This is a genomic window from Bartonella sp. 220B (assembly GCF_026930205.1).
Lineage (GTDB): Bacteria > Pseudomonadota > Alphaproteobacteria > Rhizobiales > Rhizobiaceae > Bartonella.
In genome coordinates this window covers 162735-178857 of record NZ_JANHOI010000004.1, presented here as the reverse complement: position 1 = coordinate 178857, position 16123 = coordinate 162735, and the positions used below count along the sequence as shown (strand labels likewise).

At 38.9% G+C, this 16123-nt stretch carries 13 protein-coding genes and 1 tRNA gene; 13 read left to right on the top strand and 1 reads right to left on the bottom strand.

Features of this window, described 5'->3' with window-relative positions; genetic code table 11:
* Window positions 1–256: 256 nt before the first annotated feature.
* On the top strand, window positions 257–2530 hold the full coding sequence (locus NPX99_RS04595; protein WP_269030725.1) for a sensor histidine kinase: 2274 nt from the start codon (window positions 257–259) through the stop codon (window positions 2528–2530).
* An 18-nt stretch (window positions 2531–2548) separates the two neighbouring features.
* On the opposite strand, the gene mscL is transcribed toward NPX99_RS04595, so the two are convergent.
* The gene (gene mscL, locus NPX99_RS04590) at window positions 2549–2962 is read right to left on the bottom strand and encodes a large conductance mechanosensitive channel protein MscL (RefSeq protein ID WP_269030724.1); all 414 of its coding nucleotides are present in this window, start codon (window positions 2960–2962) and stop codon (window positions 2549–2551) included.
* 561 nt (window positions 2963–3523) lie between these two features.
* On the opposite strand from mscL, the gene NPX99_RS04585 reads away from it, so the two are divergent.
* The 12 genes from NPX99_RS04585 (at window position 3524) to zwf (ending at window position 16123) form a co-directional block, all read left to right on the top strand.
* Complete coding sequence (locus tag NPX99_RS04585; protein WP_269030723.1) at window positions 3524–4612, top strand: quinone-dependent dihydroorotate dehydrogenase; 1089 nt, start codon at window positions 3524–3526, stop codon at window positions 4610–4612.
* A 134-nt stretch (window positions 4613–4746) separates the two neighbouring features.
* Window positions 4747–4823 (top strand) — tRNA-His (locus tag NPX99_RS04580).
* Window positions 4824–5368: 545 nt separating this feature from the next.
* Window positions 5369–5680 (top strand): hypothetical protein, encoded by a 312-nt coding sequence (locus tag NPX99_RS04575; RefSeq protein WP_269030722.1) that lies wholly within the window; start codon window positions 5369–5371, stop codon window positions 5678–5680.
* An 88-nt stretch (window positions 5681–5768) separates the two neighbouring features.
* On the top strand, window positions 5769–6668 hold the full coding sequence (locus NPX99_RS04570) for a hypothetical protein (RefSeq protein WP_269030721.1): 900 nt from the start codon (window positions 5769–5771) through the stop codon (window positions 6666–6668).
* 490 nt (window positions 6669–7158) lie between these two features.
* Entirely contained in the window at window positions 7159–7794 is a 636-nt protein-coding gene (locus tag NPX99_RS04565) for a hypothetical protein (RefSeq protein WP_269030720.1), read from the top strand.
* On the top strand, window positions 7787–8674 hold the full coding sequence (locus tag NPX99_RS04560) for a hypothetical protein (protein WP_269030719.1): 888 nt from the start codon (window positions 7787–7789) through the stop codon (window positions 8672–8674). Before NPX99_RS04565 ends, NPX99_RS04560 begins: the two co-directional genes overlap by 8 nt.
* Before the next feature lie 2 nt (window positions 8675–8676).
* Complete coding sequence (locus NPX99_RS04555; protein WP_269030718.1) at window positions 8677–9591, top strand: hypothetical protein; 915 nt, start codon at window positions 8677–8679, stop codon at window positions 9589–9591.
* 823 nt (window positions 9592–10414) lie between these two features.
* Window positions 10415–10930, top strand: coding sequence for a DUF6622 family protein (locus tag NPX99_RS04550; protein ID WP_269030717.1), 516 nt, complete (start codon window positions 10415–10417; stop codon window positions 10928–10930).
* A 435-nt stretch (window positions 10931–11365) separates the two neighbouring features.
* Window positions 11366–11533, top strand: a complete 168-nt coding sequence (locus NPX99_RS04545; protein ID WP_269030716.1) for a hypothetical protein — start codon at window positions 11366–11368, stop codon at window positions 11531–11533.
* A 272-nt stretch (window positions 11534–11805) separates the two neighbouring features.
* Window positions 11806–13233 carry a glutamine synthetase family protein gene (locus NPX99_RS04540; RefSeq protein WP_269030715.1) on the top strand — a complete coding sequence of 476 codons (1428 nt, stop codon included), beginning with the start codon at window positions 11806–11808 and terminating at the stop codon, window positions 13231–13233.
* 11 nt (window positions 13234–13244) lie between these two features.
* Window positions 13245–14528 (top strand): NAD(P)/FAD-dependent oxidoreductase, encoded by a 1284-nt coding sequence (locus NPX99_RS04535; protein WP_269030714.1) that lies wholly within the window; start codon window positions 13245–13247, stop codon window positions 14526–14528.
* Window positions 14529–14647: 119 nt separating this feature from the next.
* Entirely contained in the window at window positions 14648–16123 is a 1476-nt protein-coding gene (zwf, locus tag NPX99_RS04530; protein WP_269030713.1) for a glucose-6-phosphate dehydrogenase, read from the top strand.

The following is a 16123-nucleotide window of genomic DNA, read 5'->3' as shown; positions in this document are numbered from 1 at the left end:
AAGTTAAATGCACAAAGTTTTCTCAAAAAAATGCCCCTGTTATAGAGGCATGATTCGAAAATTTTATTCCCCTGCTTTATTTACGCATCCCTCACTAAAAAAAACATATGGATAATCAATAAGTTATTTGTAATAAAAAACATGTTTGATTATAACTGTGGAATATTAAAAATATTGAATGAGGAGTGCCAAAATAGAAGCGATATTTTGTAGTAAGGTTACCGGTATGTAGCATAAATACAAAGAAGGGTTTGAGATGTCTTTTACATTTTTAGATTATCTAGAATGTGAAGAAATTAAGCAAACCTTCATGCGAGGACAGAGAGCTTTTGTTCTTTCCTCTGATTGTAAAAATCTTCTTTGGTCCAATGGGGCTGCGGCGTATTTTTTTGGTTTTTCTTCTGTAGCCGATATGATGAAAGACCGGTCTTTTTTAGACCAAATGGAGCGTCATAAAATATTGAAGAGTGCTCAATGTGCAAGCTCTATTGCATTAGATGGTTTAAAGCATACTGCTGAATTTTCTGTAGTTTCTGTTGATATTGTTGGTTTAGGCAAGGTATTTTTATTAGAAGCTCCTCTGAAAGAGAAAAAGATTTCGCTTATCGCTGGCTTGGATGATGCAACAATGTCCGTTGCAATAATTGATGAACATGCAACAATATTAGAGGCGTCCTCTCATTTTTCTTTTGTTGATGAAACAATCCAAATTCTTCTACAGACGATTGATCATGAGAAGTTAGTTAAAACCATTTTATCCATAGCAGGTGTTTATACACAAGTTGGTATTATTAGTTTAGAAATAAAACCGGCACGTTTTTTGGTTTTCTGCATGCCATTAAAAGCAGAAGAGTTGAAGAGTAAACAGGAGTTTTTTCATTTTAGTCCGGAACTTTTACCACAACGATTTACTTGGAGGATGGATCAAAATGGACGATTTTGTGATGTTTCAAAAGAGTTAGCTGAAATTGTTGGTCCTCTATCATCTTCTATTTTAAGGTCTGATTTTTGCGAACTTACCAAGAGATTTAGTGATGAGCGGTATCAACTCTTAAGTGGCTTTATTAAAGCAGCTTTACCTTGGAGCAAATGGACTGTTCAATGGCCTATTGATGATTATCCAGAGTGGCTTGATGTTGAATTATCTGCTGTGCCAATTTTTGATAACAAACAACGGCTTGAGGGATTTCATGGCTTTGGTATTTTGAGGATGCAAGAAAAGGGACAAGAGAAAAAGAATAAGAATTTGGAGAAAAAAACGCCAAGTCTTTCAGAGATAGAGCGTTCAGCATTTCGTGAAATTGCACAAAGATTGCGTGGAGAATTGGATTCCTCGGTAGGATGTGATCATTTGGTTAAGGAGACAGCTGTTTTGTTGCCAAGTGCACAGACATTACCGGAAAATATTATAGAACAAACTCTCATAAAAGAGCCAGCAGTTGTTTTATCGTTATTGGATACAGCAGCGGATGGCATTTTTTGGTTGGACGGACAGGGGATAATTCGAGCGGTAAGCAGTGCTGTTTTGGCATTGACTGGCTATGAGATCAACGAATTATTGGCACAGCCATTATCATCATTATTGACTTTGCAAAGTCAATTTTTGTTTGAAAAATATTTTAAATTGATCCGTGTGAAAGAAAAAAAACAGGTTTTTAATTACGATGAGAGAGTAGAACTTGTGACGAAAAGTCATAAAAATATAATGGTTTCTATGACAATTGTACCTTTGGTACAACAAGATAATTATGCTGTTATATTGCATAATATGACAGGAATAATTCTGCCAGTAGATAAAAAAGTAGAAGAAAGTCAAATGATTGGAGTGATTCATGAAATACGAACACCTTTAAATGCTCTCATTGGTTTTGCAGAAATTATGAGAGATGGCCGTTTTGGTCTGATAGACAATGAGCGTTATTGTGGATATTTACGCGATATTATCTCATCTGGAAAACATATATTATCGCTGGTTAACCAATTACTAGAATGCTCGAAAGCAAATTATTCTAGTTCAAATAATAGGATTAATATATCCGCGGAAGCGTTTGATGTGATATCTTGTTTACGTGCCAGTGTGGCTTTTCTTGAAACACAGGCTAATCATAATGGCATTATGATACGTATTGCTGCTCCATCTCATGTGCCATTTATTGGTGTGTCACAACAGATATTTCGGCAAATTATGTGGAATCTTCTTTCCAATGCTGTCCGTTTTACACCATCAAGCGGACAAATTATTGTTCACGTTTCTTATAGAAAAAAAGAGCACGTAAAGATTTCAGTAAGTGATAACGGTGTCGGAATGAGTGATGAAGAGATTATACAAGCACTGCAACCCTATGGACAGATAGAGCGCAAAGATGGGCGCTCTGGCGACAGTGCTTTTATTGGAACAGGTTTAGGTCTCCCGATGTGTAAGGCAATGGTAGAAGAAAGTGGTGGACAATTTTTGTTGTTCTCAAAACCCAATCATGGAACAACTGTGGAAATGTTTTTTCCAGTGTCCCATGAGTCAAATGTTCCATGAGTCAAATCATACATAAATTTATTTTTTCTTAGCCAAAAGATCTCTAATTTCTGACAGAAGTTGTTCTTCTAGAGACATTTTTTTTGAATTTTCTTCTTCTTCTTGTTTTCGACGGAGCTTATTCATAGCTTTAACAAATAGGAAAAGGACCCAGGCAATAATGAGAAAATTAATAAGTAAAGTTATAAAGTTGCCGTAGCTAATGGTTGCTCCCGCTGCTTTAGCGGCATTCAATGTAGCTTGCTTCTCACCGGCAAGCTGAAGAAACATGTTAGAAAAGTCAATTCCACCCGTAATAAGCCCAATGATTGGCATAAAAATATCGTTGACAATTGAATTGACCAAACCACCAAAAGCTCCTCCTATAATCACACCGATGGCAAGATCAATCATGTTGCCTTTTAAAGCAAATTCCTTGAATTCTTTAAGCATTGTGTCTTCCCCTTTATATATGCGACAGATACTCATTTTAATTATCGCTTTTGATAAAAAAGAAAAGGGCAGTTATGATTTTCTTGGTAAGCATTATATATAATATGAAAATTCTTTTTTGAAAATATTATGATATATTTAAAAATTGAAAAAGGTCATTGTTTGACTTTATATAATAGTATCACATAATATAATAATATCACATAGAGTGCAAAACGACAAAAAGCTTTTTAAAGCTGTATCTATTCTCTTTTTCAACTAAATGTGGAGCATTTTGATTGATTTATAAAATTGTTTCAGGCTTTTTATAATAAAATTAAAAAAATGCTTCGTTATATAATGTGAGTAATTGTGAAAAAGAGAACGATTCTTTTTAAAATCAGAAAAATCTTTTTTTCAATGTTCATAAAGAGTATGAGCGATAATGTTATAAACTCTCTTGCCGGTGAGATTTGTATTCTTGTTTGAATAGTATGCCATCTCTTATGAAATGTTATGCGTGTTAAAAAGAAAATTTGTGCAAGACGTAAGGGGGCGTTTTTATGTTGTGGAGAAAAATAGATGAATTTTTTTCGTTGTATTGGTCGTTCTGCTTTATTTATGTTGGATCCAGAACATGCACACCGTTTAGCCATTATTGGTCTGAAAAGTGGATTAAGTAGTTATCAAAAGGTCGTTGATAAGCGTTTAGGGGTAACAGTTGCGGATCTCGAGTTTGAAAATTTTGTTGGTCTTGCAGCGGGTTTTGATAAAAATGCAGAAGTTGTTGATGCTATTTTTCAATTAGGATTTGGTTTTACTGAAATTGGTACAGTAACGCCAAAACCTCAGGGGGGCAATCCTAAACCACGGCTTTTTCGCTTAAAAGAAGATGAAGCGATTATTAATAGAATGGGATTTAATAATGACGGGCATCACGTTGTTTACAGCAGACTTTGTGCATGTAAACATCTTGGTATTGTAGGAATCAATATTGGTGCCAATAAGGATACAGTTGATAAGATTAACGATTATACTGCTGGTATTGCTTATTTTTATGATGTTTCTGATTATTTTACGATTAATATTTCTTCGCCTAATACGCCGGGGTTACGCGCTTTACAAGCGCGTGACAGTTTGCATCTTTTGATGAATGCAATTTCGCAGGCACGCAGTGAGCAAAAGAAAAAACATGGGTTTTCCGTTCCCATTTTTTTAAAAATTGCCCCTGATTTATCAGAAAAAGAATTGGATAATATTGCTGAAGAAATGAAGTCTTCTGATTTTGATGGGCTCATAGTTTCCAATACCACTCTTTCACGCCAAGGCCTTAACAATAGTTTTTTCAGTGGTGAGGAAGGGGGGCTTTCTGGACGTCCACTCTTTGAGCGCTCTACCATTGTGCTTGCAAAAATGCGTCAAAAATTAGGTAAGGAGATAGCAATTATTGGCGTTGGTGGTGTAAAGGATGCACAAACGGCTTTGGAAAAAGTTAAAGCTGGTGCAGATTTGATTCAATTATATAGTGGGATGGTTTATGAGGGACCAGACCTTGCTGTTACTATTCTGAAAGAGATTTTGCAGTATATGCAGCAAGATGGGGTTGAGAGCATAAAAGCTTATCGTGATCATAGTATTGAGTATTGGGCAAAGCACGCGCTTCCTGTGTAAAAAACTTTTTTTTGATAAAAAATGCGGGATTTTTTTAAAGGGGCTTGCAAACTCTTTTGATCTTCCTTATGTCACACAGAAAGAGAATGAGTATTTACGAAATAGTAAACACTTGTGATGCATTAAGTTTTTATGCGGTTGTAGCTCAGTTGGTTAGAGCGCTGGTTTGTGGCACCAGAGGTCGTAGGTTCAAATCCCACCAACCGTACCATTTATCTTGTTACAACTTTTCTAATTCTTATTTTTGGCGTTTTGTGAGGCGGTTAAAAGCCGTGCTTGGCGGGCTTTTTTGCGTGTGAGCCGTCACGGAGCAGAGACCTTGCGCGGATGATTTTTCTCAAATTTTGCCCAAAACGGAATGATATGATCAATAATCGCTTGAAATATAAACGGGTTAACTAAATCTATGCTTCTGATTGCAATTGCAACAATAAATATCTCTATCAGTATATTTATATACTTTTAGTATATTTTGTAAACCAAGAGAATCTTATCCGACTTTCATTATTATTGCTCATAATATAAACCATTAAGTTTAAACACATAAAATAAGTAAGCATAAATTTACTAAAATATGCTATATTTTTGACACAATGCCCTTGATTTTGTCAACTATATATTACAAATGCGAACTTGCATGAAAATGCATTCATATCTCCAGGGGTGTTTCGGTGGTTAATTATGGGTAAGCCATTCTGGCGCGGGGACATAAGTAAGCTTGGGGGATTTATTTATAAACTAAATTGGAGAAAATAAATGGGAAGTTCAAGTCGTTCGCACGATTATTGCAGTGCCGATAATTTTAGTAGCAAATATAACTCTGGTACTGCGTTTGGTAGCAAGTATGGTGGTAAGGTTGGCTTTCTGGGTGGTCTTGCCGTAGGAGGACTGGCAGCGCGTAATCCTACTACTGCCATGGCCTCAGCAGGCTTTGGGCAAATTGTAGGCACTGAATTCGGAGACACCATAGGCGGTTATGCTGGTTATGGTGTGGCTGCTGCTCAGTGTGGCACACAGTTTTTGGGTCAATCTATTGCTAATTCAGGTGGGATGTTGATGCACTTTTGATGTAGTTCTTTGAGTTATCCTAAAGCCTAGAACGGTGGTACTGTAAAAGGTGCCACCTTTATGTTTGGAATATTGCACAGGAGGATCTATGGGCGCGTTTGGTTTAGTGCTTGCTTATTTTTGTCTGTGGTTTGGCATGTATCTATTCTTCAAAACTATTGCTATTAATGGAAAAAGCATGTTATACAAGGGGAGCATGGTTGCATTCATAGTGGCGGCATTGGTTGCTCCTCCCATCATATATATCTTTGAGTATATAGACGATGTGTCGATAACATCTTCTCATGTTGCTATAATTATGTTCTTTCTTTCTTTTTGCATTGAATTTATACCCAATATAGTAAACAATATAAAGTGCTTTAGTTTGGCCATTATCGCAAGTTGCCCCATTTTTTTCATCGCAGCTGGTTTTATTGTTATGAGTGATGACGTTCTGTTAGATTTTTTTGATCTGCAGCTTTCGAGCTATATTTATCTGCTTTTCATTATTCCGTTGATGATAGAGGGGGCTCGCTATGTCCTAATTGCTAAAGCTTTGAAGGAAAAATCTATGTCAATGCTAGATTTAAGCATTTGCATTGGCTGTGGGTTTGCCATAGGCGTCTTTTTTGTGTCATCACTGCTTTTATCAGACCTTCGAGAAATCTATCAACAGATAGGTTTTGCAAACAGGGAGGCAGTGAAAAAAATGTTTGATTATGCGGTGCTTGGTTTTGCTATTCTAACGGGCCAGGTTTTTTTGACATTTTTGATGGTTCTCTTTGTTACTACAAAGAAATATTATTGGTTGGTCCTTGATGTTCTTGCTGAGCTGTTTTTTAGCCTCTTTGTTTCTTATTCTGTAGCGTTTGTTCATACAGACGATAACTATGGAATGGTTATAAATTGGATTTGTTTGATGTATGTTGTTTATGTGTACGTGCGTTACATTAAATCAAAGAGTGTGAAGCTTAGCGTGATTAACCCGTTTAAAAGGAAAACTGAGTGAGAAGACAGGAGGCTATAGTTCTTTGGGTTATCCTAAAGCCTAGAGCAGCCAACCCAGGAGGGGCAGTTTCTGGAGCAATAGTAGGCGGGGTCCCGTGGCGCAGCCGCGGATATTGCTAAAGCTGGTTGGGATTGTGCTCGCTCTAAGTGATGAAATTGTTGTTTGACCTGGCTTTTTTAACAAGGTAAAGGCCTTGCTAAGGGGTACACTATCAGCCTCTTAGCAGGGAGTTTTTCTCCCGCAATAATATCTTGGTATGCTTGGGAGGGCAAGGCGCTTTAAGGAAATTATATGTCTGACTTAATTTTTGGAATGCTGCTTAGTTTTGGGATAAGTTCCAGCCCTCGTTTCCTTAAAAACAATGGCTTGTTGGGCGAGCGCGTCATTTTTGGGGGGGCTAGCTGGCCTTTCCTGCGCTATCATCTTCGCTTATCCACATAGTGAAAGTGGGCTTCCAGACTTATCTTTGCTTTTGGTATGTTATCTTGGCATGCTTTTAATTCTGTACGAGCACTACTTATATAAATATTTAGTTCTTGGATTCTGTGGTGCAGTTGCTGCCTTGTGTATTGGGGCAGGTTTTGTATATTTGAGCTCTTTGTTGCCATTGCCTGCTTTGTCTGCTGCTAATAATAGCCAGCAGCAGGTGGTGCATTACATGAGTTTGGTTGCTGCAAACTATCCCTTTTTTATCCTTTTGATATCAGTTTTAACTGCGGAGCTTTTGCGTTTGTGGTTGCTTCACGTATATAAGCCAGAATTAGCTGCGCGTGAGGTCCTTTATTTCGGGCTGGGCTGGGGTGTTCTAGACTTATGCTATAAGACCCTCCCAGCTCTTTTTCTTTACTTGAATTACCGTGTTGATAGGGCGCCACAAATGGTGGGCTATGTCGCATTTGAATCTTGTCCACAAGCGATCAGCTATCTTATTGCCGCGGGCATGATTGTATTGATGCATGTTGTAAATACGCGCTTTATGTATCTTGGTTTCCAAAATAAGCGCAAGGCCTATTTCTATCTGCCTTTTGTAATTCATTTTGCGGTTGGTCTTTTGTCTATGTTTGACATTTCTTCAGGCTATGCAATATTAATAAATTCTATTTCTGAGGCTTACAATAATGCTTGACAAATTGACATTATCTGTTATCGGCGCCGTTTTTTGTCTGGTGCTGATTATTTTTCCTTTGATGAAGAAAAAAACATTGGTTGAACGTTTGGTTTTCTTGCTCGTTGTTTTGTGTCTTGTTTTTCTTTATGTTTATGGCGCTGCGAGTTATTTTCCTTATTATGTTTTGGCGCTTTCGCTTATATTGGGGTACCGCTGGTTACTCTCTTTGGTTAAAGCGTTTAAAGGCACGAAGGCGATTATTGGGTCAAGCGCTGGTTGTTATGTGCTTTTGATTTTTTTTCTATACGGGTTTATGCGTATGATAGGCAGTTTGATTTTTGATTTTTCTGCTTATAGTACGCCTAATATTGTTTTTGCTGTTAGTCTATTCCCTATAGGCATGGCGATTATGCAGTTTTTTTTGCTTTCTCATTGGGTGCCAGAGGATAATGGCAATGGTGTAGAGGCAGCACTGGGCGTGGGAATGGGGATTTGGGGGGCTGCTATAGGGCTTGCACTGCTTACATCTCTACCAGAAACTGTGAAAATCCTAAAAGGGGTTTTTAGTCTTGATAGGGACGCCTTACTTTCTTTACTTGAGACGGTAATATATTATACGTTTATTATAGGTCTGAATCTTTTATCAACTTTTTTAATGCTTGTGGTTTGCCTTGACAAGAAATGGCGTTTTTTTGTTCTTATCCTGCTTTTACAATGCTTGGCGGCTTGGGCGCGCTTTTCATGGCGGGCCGCTGAGCCAGAACTTCTTGCAATTGGGCATTATACAATCGCTACTATTCTTATGTTTGCTCTTATGCGGCAAATTTATGATTTTGTGCAAGACAGATTATCCATGAAGAAAAATAGCAGGTACGCTGTAGTAAATGAGGGGGCATAATAATGTTGGTTTTATTTATTACTTCGCTTCTCGCAGGCCTTATTTATGGCGCTGTCATTTATAATTTTTTTCGCTCTACATTTAGTTGGATAAATGTGCTGTTGAGCGGCATAGTTTTTGGGGTGATTGTTCTGTTAGTATGGCGTTACTCGGAAACAGAACATAAACTTGATGCCTTACGTTTACTGCAAGTGCTTGGCGTTGTTTTTCTTCTATGTGTGTTTCATCATTTTCTGAAGTTCAAATTGGTTGTCGCTGGTGCTGTGGGATGGTTTGTTGCTAGCTGCATTGCTGGCGGGTTTATTGCTTTTTGGGAGCAATCTGTAATAAAAACGCTTTATATGATGAGTATTGTTGAAACCAAGAGTCGTGCAGAGCAGGGGCTGGCGCTTGTTTTTTTATTTTTAACATTTACGGTTTTTTTTGTTGTAGCAGAAGAAGCCATGCGTCGTTGGTTAGTTACTAAGTTTTATCGGTGCTCGCCTAGTTTTTTGTGGCGTTTGCCGCTGAATATTGGCATAGGCTGGGGTTTATGCGAATTAGTTTATAAGGCGCTAGGGCCTTTCCTTGTTTATAATGGCTGGCCTATTCGATCTAGGTTATTAGCCAATGAGTATGTAATTTTTTATTCCTGGACGCAAGCGAGTATTTTTTTGTGTGCTTTAATGAGCGTCATACTCATGCATATTTTCAATACATGCTTGGCGTATCGTGGTGTTGTTACGCGCTCTAAATTTTATGCGTGTGCGCCTTTTTTTGTCCATGCTATTGTTAACTGTTTCGGTGCAACAGTGCTGGTTACAGATAAGGTTTGGTTTAATGTTGGGGGCAGCTTGTTTATTCTACTTTGTGTGATGTTGTTCGTATATTTTGAAAGCAAAAATCCTTTAATACAAAACATAAAATTGCGCGCTTAAAGTGTTGTAGAGTGATGAATAACTTTGTGTACTCTAAGTATGGCTAGAAAGCCTGATACGCGCTTTCTGTTCTGCAAAAAATAGAGAAGGTTAGCATCGACGTAACGCGTCCAGTACCAAGAGCGACGTCATTTCTGCACTAATCGGTGGGTTTTGTGCCACTGGCCCCGCGCATATGGGAGCCTGCAATATGCTATCATGCGACTTTCTAGTGTCCTCCATGAGATTGAAGCCGGGATCTTGAGGTGGCGGTAACGCATTATTGCAAAGACAAACCCTGGCTAGGGTTTGGTCATCCGATTATGCAACGGGATGTCCGGGTTGATTTCTTTTTTTTACGCTTTCAGGCGCCTATGCGCCCCTTCAGTTCGCTTGCGCGATCTATTTCGGACAATACAGGGACTGCAACCCAATGTCGATTTTCTAATTGCAAGCATCATGAGCAAACATCGGGCTGCTCCTGAGCTGGGATTGTTGGCTTTTTTCGTTTGTCGTATGTCGATACTTCTCGCGCACTATCAAGCGCGGTTTAGCTCTCATTCTTTCGGTTTATCATCAAAGGATTTAAGAGAAAAATATAAAAAGGTCCCCCAATCATGGCTATAAAGCATCGCACCGAGCCAAATTTCTTGGGTATATGTCAGAGTATCACTTTAATCGCACCGATGCGGGCTTGCGGGAAAATCGATATTTCTCACTGGGATTTAGCCCATAACTATTTGAAACAGGGTTTGTTACTCGAAGCCTTGCATCAGTTTTTTCTAAATATCTTCCTAACATCATGCAATATTTTATCGAGTCAAACACTATGGAGCATAACACTATGAAGCATAATATGTCATTGTTTAACATTCTGACCGGAACCCCTTTATGGGTCTGGATTTTGCTTATTTTTCTCATTATGAGTGGAATAATCGCATTGAAAGATAGGGAAATGGGGGTTTACCGCCTTTTTCTATTGCCGTTAATCTTTCTTTTTTTAGGCGGAAGCGATGTGATTAACAAGCTGGCGTTCCCGCGCTGGGGAGCAATCTCAATGTTGGCGGGGCTGATGATTGGCGCTGGCGTTGGCTGGTTGCTCTGGCGTGCCGCTCCGCGTTTAAAAATCAAAGAGGGAACGGATTTAATTATCCGGCCTGGTACGCCGTTGACGCTGATATTTATTCTTATCACTTTTGTCATCAAATTCACATTGATTGTTTTTCTCAATGTTAAACCTGATTTGAAATATGCATTTGATTTTAACCTTCTTTTTGGTCTTTTAAGTGGGTTCACTGGTGGTGTGTTTTGGGGCGGCACATTAAATTTATATATAACATTTCGAAAGAATCCAAATTAATCCCTCTAGCATTAGCTGTGGGGGACTCACATCAGAATTATCTCAATAGAAGCTTATTCCTAATAACAACGTTGCATACAAACGCAGCGTTGCCTCATAGTTTCAGATTTTTTGTCCCAGCGCGTGAATACGTGACGGAAGTGATATTCTGACTCTGCCCCCAAGGGGGGCAGAGCGAACCTAAAGGTTTAGAAATGCTATGAATTTAAGCTAGCTGGACTTTGAACAGATGGTTTATCGCTCATGGTAAATCATTTTGTTTTACGATTCAAAAAGAGGATAGTGATGGTCTCATTGGTGTAGGTGGGCAAGAAAACTCTTAGCTTGGCAATGCGCCAGCTTAGCAATGCGTCAACAGTTTGTAGAACTATGTTGTGTAACCCATACGCAAAGCGATTGCTATGATGGCATGATGCTTTTGTCAAGCATTATGATATGCTAGGAACCGGTGTTAAGGGTGCAACTGCGGTCACTGTACGATCCAGTAGCATTACGTCTGAGTATTTAGGAGCGGCAGACTCCGTACAGGCTACGCGTACAATATGTGAAGTAGGCTTGCGGGAATCAGTGTGTCATTATTGCGTTGTGCACGCAACCATCTAGCCAATACTTCATTGGTAAGGCTGTTTTTTGAAGCTGGTTGTAATTATCTGTGTGTTTTTAAGAGAACGTTAGCACCGATGTATCGCGTGCAGTACCATTTTTTTCTCTATTTGATAGTGTAAGCAGCTTATAATGATGGTAAGGTCTCTTTTACCTTGATGGAAGTTATGACATTCTTTAAAAATTACATTGATAAAGTTTTTTCGTGACGTTCATAGATGGAGTGATACCATGAGGGCGGAACTTGGTTATTTTTTTTGAGTTAGTGTGTCATGGCTGTGAAAAATGGTAAACAAATGAAAAGTAAGGGTTCTAAATCTGTTTCTGGCTTTCTCAAAAATTTACGTGGTGTAGACAATTGGGAGCAAGTTTCGCAGTGGCTTGCTTTTCGTAATGTAGAAGATATTGAGTGTATTACGCCTGATCAAGCAGGTGTACCACGTGGCAAGATGATGCTTTCTAAGAAATTTACATCAGAAACATCGTTGGCATTGCCTTCAGCTGTTTTTGTGGCAACAATTTCAGGCGATTATCCTGAAGATGGACATGGTTTTGAATATCCCAAAACAGATGGAGATTTACGCCTTGAGCCTGATCTTTCTACGTTAAGCATTGTGCCATGGGAAGATGCGCCTACCGCACAAGTGATTTGTGATCTTGTGTATCAAAACGGGCAGATTGTGGATTATACACCACGCAATGTTTTGCGAACAGTGATTGATTTTTACACAGAAATGGGGCTAAAGCCGGTTGTTTCACCAGAGATTGAGTTTTATTTGGTAGAGAAAAATCCTGATCCTGATTATCCTTTAGTACCTCCAGTTGGTCGTTCTGGACGCTCAATTGGTGGGGGACAGGGCTATTCGATTGCTGGTGTAAATGAATTTGATGAGTTCATTGATGATATTTATCATTTTTCAGAAGCGCAAGGGTTAGAAATTGATACGCTCATTCATGAGGAGGGGGCTGGCCAGTTTGAAATCAATTTACGCCATGGTGATCCAATTGAATTAGCTGATCAAGTGTTTATGTTTAAACGCACAATTCGTGAAGCGGCACTTAAGCATAATATGTATGCGACCTTTATGGCCAAGCCCATTCAAGGACAGCCGGGTTCTGCTATGCATATTCACCAATCGGTTGTTAATCAGAAGACAGGTATGAACATTTTTACCCAAGAAGATGGTGAGGAAAGTGTCTTTTTTCGCCATTTTATTGGTGGATTACAAAGACATATGGCGGGGGGACTTGTCATGCTAGCTCCTTATGTAAATTCTTATCGACGTCTTATGCCTGATATTTCAGCACCTGTTAATTTGCGATGGGGATATGATAATCGTACCACGGCTTTTCGTGTACCTCGTTCTGCTCCACAAGGACGGCGTGTTGAAAATAGACTCCCTTCGTCAGATGCTAATCCCTATTTAGCTCTTGCAGCTTCTTTGGCTTGCGGTCTCATTGGATTACAGCAAAAGCTTGAACCCGATGAGCCAACAACAAATAATGTCAATGCTGATAATATTGAATTACCACGTGGACTCATTGAAGCGGTCAATTTATTTGAACAAGATACAGCAATACGCGCAATTCTAGGAGATGTATTTGTCAGTACTTACGCTGCAATCAAACGACAAGAGTTTGAAACTTTTATGGAAGTGATTAGTCCGTGGGAGCGCGAGTATCTCTTGCTCAATGTTTGAGGTTTATCACGATGATGAATGACAATCCGATTTCTCCGGGAATTTCTTGGTATGAAGATAGTTTAGAAGAACGTCCTTCTTATCCGTTTTTGGATGAACAGATACAGTGCGATGTGGCTATTATCGGCGGTGGATTTACAGGGCTTTCAGCGGCGTATCATTTAGCTAAGGCTGGAGTCCATGTTGTTTTGTTTGAAGCTTCACGGTTTGGTGATGGTGCTTCAGGGCGCAATGGTGGGCAATTGGGAACGGGGCAACGACAATGGGTAGAAACATTGGAAAAAAAATATGGTTTTGAGCGAAGTAAAGTCCTGTTTGATCTCGCTGAAGAAGCCAAAAGAGATGTTCTATCTTGGTGTGCGATGTCCGATTGTCAGTGTGACTTTACGGAAGGGCATCTTTCCGTTACCCATAAAAAACGTGAACTCACATCTTATCAACGGCATGTGGAAACAATGCAACGTTATGGCTATCATGGTCTTACTTTTCTGGACAAGGATGAAACAGCTAAGCGGCTTGGCTCTTCTTTTTATCATGGTGGTATTTATGATGCGAATACTGGTCATATAAATCCTCTAAAGCTCGTTGTTGAATTAGCAAAAAATGCAAAAAACGCTGGTGCTAAGCTTTATGAGAAGACGCAAGTAACTGCAGTAAAACGCGATAGTAGCCATTATAGCGTGCTAACAGAACGGGGCAAGATAAAGGCTGAACATGTTTTATTGGCGACCAATGGTTATAAACTTGGACTTCAGCATTTTATTGAAAAAAATATTTTTTCTATCCGCTCTTATATTGGAGCAACGGAACCATTATCAAAAGACGATTCGATTCTTCAGGGAGGAGAATCGGTAGATGATTCCCGTTTTATGGTACGCTATTTTCGTAAAAGCATTGATAATCGCTTATTATTTGGTGGAGTAGAAAGTTATGATAATCAGTATCCTACAAATTTAGAAGAACGTATACGACGGCAGATTATTGAAATTTATCCTCATCTACACTCTATAAAGCTGACTCATCATTGGGGGGGAACGGTTGCGATCACAGTTGAACGTATGCCTTATGTTCGCCAACTTCTTTCGGGTATAACTTATTGTGGTGGTTATTCAGGACATGGGGTTATACTTGCTCCTTTTATAGGGAAATTATATTCTGAGTGGCTCACTGGGAAGCATGAACGTTTTGCGTCTTTTCAGGATTTAAAGATTTCATCTTTTCCAGGTGGAAAAGTTCTGCGTTATCCGCTTGTGTTTTTAGTAATGCGCTGGTTTTCTTTAATGGATTATTTGTAACTGGATATTGTTTAAAACGAAGAAAATTAATGGCTTGTTTAAGATCTATCTGCTTTAATGATTGGAGCTTCTATAAATTGTTTAAGCTTTTATAATTAAATGAGAAGAGAGACAAGTTCATGGTGAGTCGAATTATTCCAGTCTCTTCCTTTGATTGTATTGTTTTTGGTGGAAATGGTGATTTAACGTCACGCAAACTTATTCCAGCCCTCTATCATTGCCAGTGTGTTGGACAATTGAGTGAGCCAACACGCATTATAGGGGTTTCACGCTCTTCATTAAGTCGTGAAGAATATCGAAATTTTGTTCGCGCTTCTCTAGAAAAACATGTTCATCCAAAAAGTCTCAACCAAATTGAATTGAATCGTTTTCTTTCGCGTTTAATCTACGTTTCTGTTGATATCACGTCAGATCGGGGATGGTGCGATCTTGCTCTAGTTTTGTCAAAAAATCCAGCTGATGTTAGAGCTTTTTATTTAGCGGTTGGATCGCACCTTTTTGATGATATCGCGATGAGATTAGTCCAAAATGCCTTGGTAACGCAGAAAACACGGATTATTATCGAAAAACCTATTGGCCGTGATGTAAGAACAGCAATTGCGCTCAATGATATCTTTGCAAGAGTGTTTGAGGAAGATCAAATCTTTCGTATTGATCATTATCTTGGTAAAGAAACAGTTCAAAACTTAATGGCATTGAGGTTTGTCAATACATTCTATGAACCGTTATGGAATTCCAATTATATTGATCATGTTCAGATAACGGTTGCTGAATCTTTAGGATTGGAAGGACGTGCAGAATATTATGACAGTACAGGTGCTCTACGCGATATGGTACAGAATCATATGCTGCAATTGCTCTGTTTGGTTGCTATGGAAATACCCTTTACCAATAGAGCAAATGCTGTACGTGATGAAAAACTGAAAGTCTTACATTCTTTAACACCTCTTGATGTGCATAATGTAGAGCAATACACTGTACGTGGGCAGTATCTTTCTGGTACCTTGAATGGTGTTTCTGTGGGTTCTTATCTTGATGATTTAGGGAAAAAAGTCAGTCAGAGCGAAACATTTGTCGCACTTAAGGTTAAGATTAACAATTGGCGTTGGGCAGAGACACCTTTTTATTTACGAACTGGTAAACGCATGTCTACACGGATGTCTGAAATTGTTGTTGTTTTTAAACCCATTCCTCATAATATTTTTAATACGAATTTAGATGAAATTTTTTCTAATCGTCTCGTTATTCGTCTTCAGCCTAATGAAGGGGTCAAGCAATGGTTGATGATTAAGGATCCAGGTCCTGGTGGTATGCGATTTCGTCATATTCCATTGGATATGAGTTTTGCCTCTGCGTTTTCTGAACGTAATCCTGATGCTTATGAACGTCTCTTGATGGATGTTATTCGCGGAGATCAAACCCTATTTATGCGTCGAGATGAAGTTGAAGCTGCTTGGTATTGGATTGATCCTATTCTTGAGGGATGGCAAGCAATAAAGCAACCTGTTCATGGATATAGTGCCGGTTCGTGGGGACCATCTGCTTCGGCACTTTTGATGGAACGTGATGGGCGTATATGGAACAACTTAGTTTAG

Coding starts and splice junctions, on each gene's coding strand:
- NPX99_RS04595 (WP_269030725.1), top strand. CDS start 257: ATGTCTTTTACATTTTTAGATTATCTAGAATGTGAAGAAATTAAGCAA.
- mscL (WP_269030724.1), bottom strand. CDS start 2,962: ATGCTTAAAGAATTCAAGGAATTTGCTTTAAAAGGCAACATGATTGAT.
- NPX99_RS04585 (WP_269030723.1), top strand. CDS start 3,524: ATGAATTTTTTTCGTTGTATTGGTCGTTCTGCTTTATTTATGTTGGAT.
- NPX99_RS04575 (WP_269030722.1), top strand. CDS start 5,369: ATGGGAAGTTCAAGTCGTTCGCACGATTATTGCAGTGCCGATAATTTT.
- NPX99_RS04570 (WP_269030721.1), top strand. CDS start 5,769: ATGGGCGCGTTTGGTTTAGTGCTTGCTTATTTTTGTCTGTGGTTTGGC.
- NPX99_RS04565 (WP_269030720.1), top strand. CDS start 7,159: ATGCTTTTAATTCTGTACGAGCACTACTTATATAAATATTTAGTTCTT.
- NPX99_RS04560 (WP_269030719.1), top strand. CDS start 7,787: ATGCTTGACAAATTGACATTATCTGTTATCGGCGCCGTTTTTTGTCTG.
- NPX99_RS04555 (WP_269030718.1), top strand. CDS start 8,677: ATGTTGGTTTTATTTATTACTTCGCTTCTCGCAGGCCTTATTTATGGC.
- NPX99_RS04550 (WP_269030717.1), top strand. CDS start 10,415: ATGAAGCATAATATGTCATTGTTTAACATTCTGACCGGAACCCCTTTA.
- NPX99_RS04545 (WP_269030716.1), top strand. CDS start 11,366: ATGCTAGGAACCGGTGTTAAGGGTGCAACTGCGGTCACTGTACGATCC.
- NPX99_RS04540 (WP_269030715.1), top strand. CDS start 11,806: ATGGCTGTGAAAAATGGTAAACAAATGAAAAGTAAGGGTTCTAAATCT.
- NPX99_RS04535 (WP_269030714.1), top strand. CDS start 13,245: ATGATGAATGACAATCCGATTTCTCCGGGAATTTCTTGGTATGAAGAT.
- zwf (WP_269030713.1), top strand. CDS start 14,648: ATGGTGAGTCGAATTATTCCAGTCTCTTCCTTTGATTGTATTGTTTTT.